This is a genomic window from Flavobacterium sp. (genome assembly GCF_035456225.1).
Lineage (GTDB): Bacteria > Bacteroidota > Bacteroidia > Flavobacteriales > Flavobacteriaceae > Flavobacterium.
On record NZ_DATIDM010000077.1, the window covers coordinates 1 to 3,151 of the forward strand.

General features: G+C 37.8%; 3 protein-coding genes. 2 read left to right on the forward strand and 1 reads right to left on the reverse strand.

What is annotated here, in order from left to right; genetic code table 11:
• Positions 1–118: 118 nt before the first annotated feature.
• Positions 119–778, forward strand: coding sequence for a YceI family protein (locus VLB74_RS04440; protein WP_325202256.1), 660 nt, complete (start codon positions 119–121; stop codon positions 776–778).
• A gap of 194 nt (positions 779–972) precedes the next feature.
• Positions 973–2,220 carry a LamG-like jellyroll fold domain-containing protein gene (locus VLB74_RS04445; RefSeq protein ID WP_325202257.1) on the forward strand — a complete coding sequence of 416 codons (1,248 nt, stop codon included), beginning with the start codon at positions 973–975 and terminating at the stop codon, positions 2,218–2,220.
• A gap of 70 nt (positions 2,221–2,290) precedes the next feature.
• On the opposite strand, the gene VLB74_RS04450 is transcribed toward VLB74_RS04445, so the two are convergent.
• On the reverse strand, positions 2,291–3,151 hold an 861-nt coding region (locus tag VLB74_RS04450; RefSeq protein ID WP_325202258.1), incomplete at its 5' end, for a TIGR01777 family oxidoreductase.

A 3,151-nucleotide genomic window follows, 5' to 3' on the forward strand; every position in this document is an offset into this window, starting at 1 on the left:
CATTTATTTTTTTAATTCAATATTGCAAACCCCGAATTAGTTACCTAACTTTAGTATAATTTTAAGAAGTTTTTGATTACGAATAAATAGTTTTGTATAACGCCTAAAATTCATACTTATGAAAAAAATTGTTTTAAGTCTTTTGTTAGCAACTAGTATGGTTTTTGTTTCCTGTAAAAAAAGTGAAGCAGGAACTGACAAAGGTTCTACTGAAGCGGCAACTTCCGCTGAAGGCAACACATATAAAGCAAGCCCATCCGAATCCATCATCTACTGGTCGGGATCGAAACCAACAGGAAAACATATGGGAACGGTTAACCTTCAGGACGGTGAATTTATTGTAAAAGACAACAAAGTAGTTGGCGGAAAATTCACCATCAACATGAATACCATTACGGTTACCGATTTAAAACCGGATGACGGAAAAGAAGATTTGGAGGCACATTTGAAAGGAACCGGCGACAAGGAGGAGGAAGATCACTTTTTTAACGTCAAAAGATATCCTACCGGCCTTTTCATGATCAGACGAATTGAAGAAGAAAATGGCAAAACAGTTGTATATGGTGCTTTATCTATAAAAAATGTAACCAAAGCAGTTAATTTCCCGGCAACTATAAGTGTTACCGACAACCAAATAGATTTTGTAAGCGACTCGTTGGTATTAAACCGTACGTACTGGAATATCACTTACGGATCAAAAACTATTGCCGGTACACTGAAAGACAATCTCGTTCACGACGAAATGATATTACAAGTGAATGTCAAAGCAAAAAAATAGTTATTAATTCATCTTACGTTATAATCTTTAAAAGCATCCGAATCGGGTGCTTTTTTATTACAAAAAACATGGTTTACCTAATAATCATTTAAAAATTTAACACCAAAAAACAACTTTGTTACATCACTTTAATTTCTTTTTTACAAAATCCCCATTAGCTATTTTTGATTAGTCAACTTTAAATGCAATCAAAAATGATTAAAAAATTACTCCCGCTAAAATCCATACTTGCCCTAACGCTGTTAATGAGCCAGAACTCCCAAGCTCAAAATGCAATCAACCTCGACGGAACCAACGATTTTATTCAAACAAATTATACCGGAGTTACCAGCAATGGTGCGCGAACCGTAGAGGCGTGGATCAAAACTTCTGCTAACGCAAATCCCAGCGCCGGCGGGGTACAACAAATCATTACTGATTGGGGTACCAACTCCAGTGGGCAGCGCTTTACATTTAATATTTTAAACAACAATGCGCTTCGTCTTGAAATTAACGGCGGGTCGGTAAACGGAACCATTCCGGTTAACAATGGAGCATGGCATCATGTTGCGGTTGTTTATGATCCAACTGCGACATCAAAAATCAGTCTCTATGTTGACGGAAATCTCGACATTGCCGGAAATCCCGCAATATCAGTAAACACAGGATCTACCGTAAAACTCAGAATTGGAAACCGAATTGATGGTGTCACTTTTTTCAATGGAAGCATCGATGAAGTACGTATATGGAGTGTTGCCAGAACTGCAAGTGAAATAGCTAACAACAGAAATATAGAATTTTGCTCTCCGCAACCTAATTTAGCGGCATACTATAAATTCAATAACGGTATCGCCAACGGAACAAACACATCTGTCACAACTATTGAAGATTTTTCCGGAAGTTCAAATAACGGAGCTTTAACCAATCTTGCCCTTTCAGGAAGTACTTCAAATTTTACGTCAGGAGCTTCGCTTACTTTGAATTCAATCAACACTGCCGTTACTACCAACACTAACACATTAACATCAGACGAAAACACAGCAGCCGGCACAACTTACAAATGGTTGGACTGTAACAATGGAAACGCTGTTATTCCGGGAGAAACTTCACGATCCTACACTCCGGCCACCTCAGGAAATTACGCTGTTGAAATTACAAAAAATGGCTGTAAAACAGTATCTTCATGTACCACATTCACGTTGGGAACGGAATCATTCGACTTTGGAAAACAAATCCAACTATACCCTAACCCATCATCAGGTTTGTTCTCATTCCAGCTGCCTTCAGCGGAAGAAAAAATAAATGTTTCCGTAAAAACAATCACCGGACAAATTATCATGAACAAAAATTTCAGCAATACTTCTGAATTTTCATTGGATTTAAATGAAAGCACAGGAATCTATTTTGCAACAATCGAAACAAGCGCTGGCGAATCTGCAACTCTGAAGCTTATTAAAAAATAAGTAATCTTTGTAAAATACAAAAAGCACCGCAAAATTGTGGTGCTTTTTTTTATGACTAATAATCTATTATTTACACAAATATATTATCCAACGCCTTTTCAAGGAAATTGAATTTAAACTGAAATCCTTCTTTCAAAGCTTTTTGACCACTTACGTTCTGACTTTCATAAAGCAGAATGTACATTTCGCCCAACAACATTTTCATCAGGAACTGCGGCACATTTGGCATAATAATATCTTTATCCAATGCATCAGCTATAGCTTTTATCAGTTCTGAATTGGTTACCGGATGTGGAGCTACCGCATTATAAACACCGCTCCAGTTATTTCGGACAGCATACAGGAACATAGCAACCAAATCATGAATATGAATCCAAGACTGCATTTGTTTTCCTGTACCGAAGGCAGCTCCCATTCCCGATTTTATAGGAGTTACCATTTGTGGCAAAGCACCTCCGTCGATTGTCAGTACCAAACCAATTCTCAGTTTACAAACCGCAATGTTTAACCGATTAAACTTTTCCAATTCCTCTTCCCATTTTTCAACAACGCCTCCCAAAAAGGTCGGACTAATATTTGTGTTTTCCTCAGTATATATTTCGGTCAGACTGCTCGGATAAATGCCAATTGCGGAAGCAGACACAATCTGTTTAACCTGATTGGGATTATTTTTCAGTACGCTATAAAGTAAGTTGGTAGTCAGAATACGACTTTCGATAATTTCCTCCTTGTAGGAATCCGTCCAGCGCTTTGCTATGCTGGCACCGGCTAAATGGATAATAGCGTCCACACCTAAAAGACAATTTTCATCGATTATCCCTTTTTGCGGATCCCAAAAAAAACCGTGATAATTAGGCTCGCTTTCTATCTTTTTAGCTGAAGTCGTTAAATAGTGAATGACTATGCCGTTTTGCAAGAGCAACGAAACCAA

What these genes read in the sequence shown, in the direction of transcription:
- VLB74_RS04445 (WP_325202257.1), top strand. Translation starts at nt 973, where the DNA reads ATGATTAAAAAATTACTCCCGCTAAAATCCATACTTGCCCTAACGCTG.
- VLB74_RS04440 (WP_325202256.1), top strand. Translation starts at nt 119, where the DNA reads ATGAAAAAAATTGTTTTAAGTCTTTTGTTAGCAACTAGTATGGTTTTT.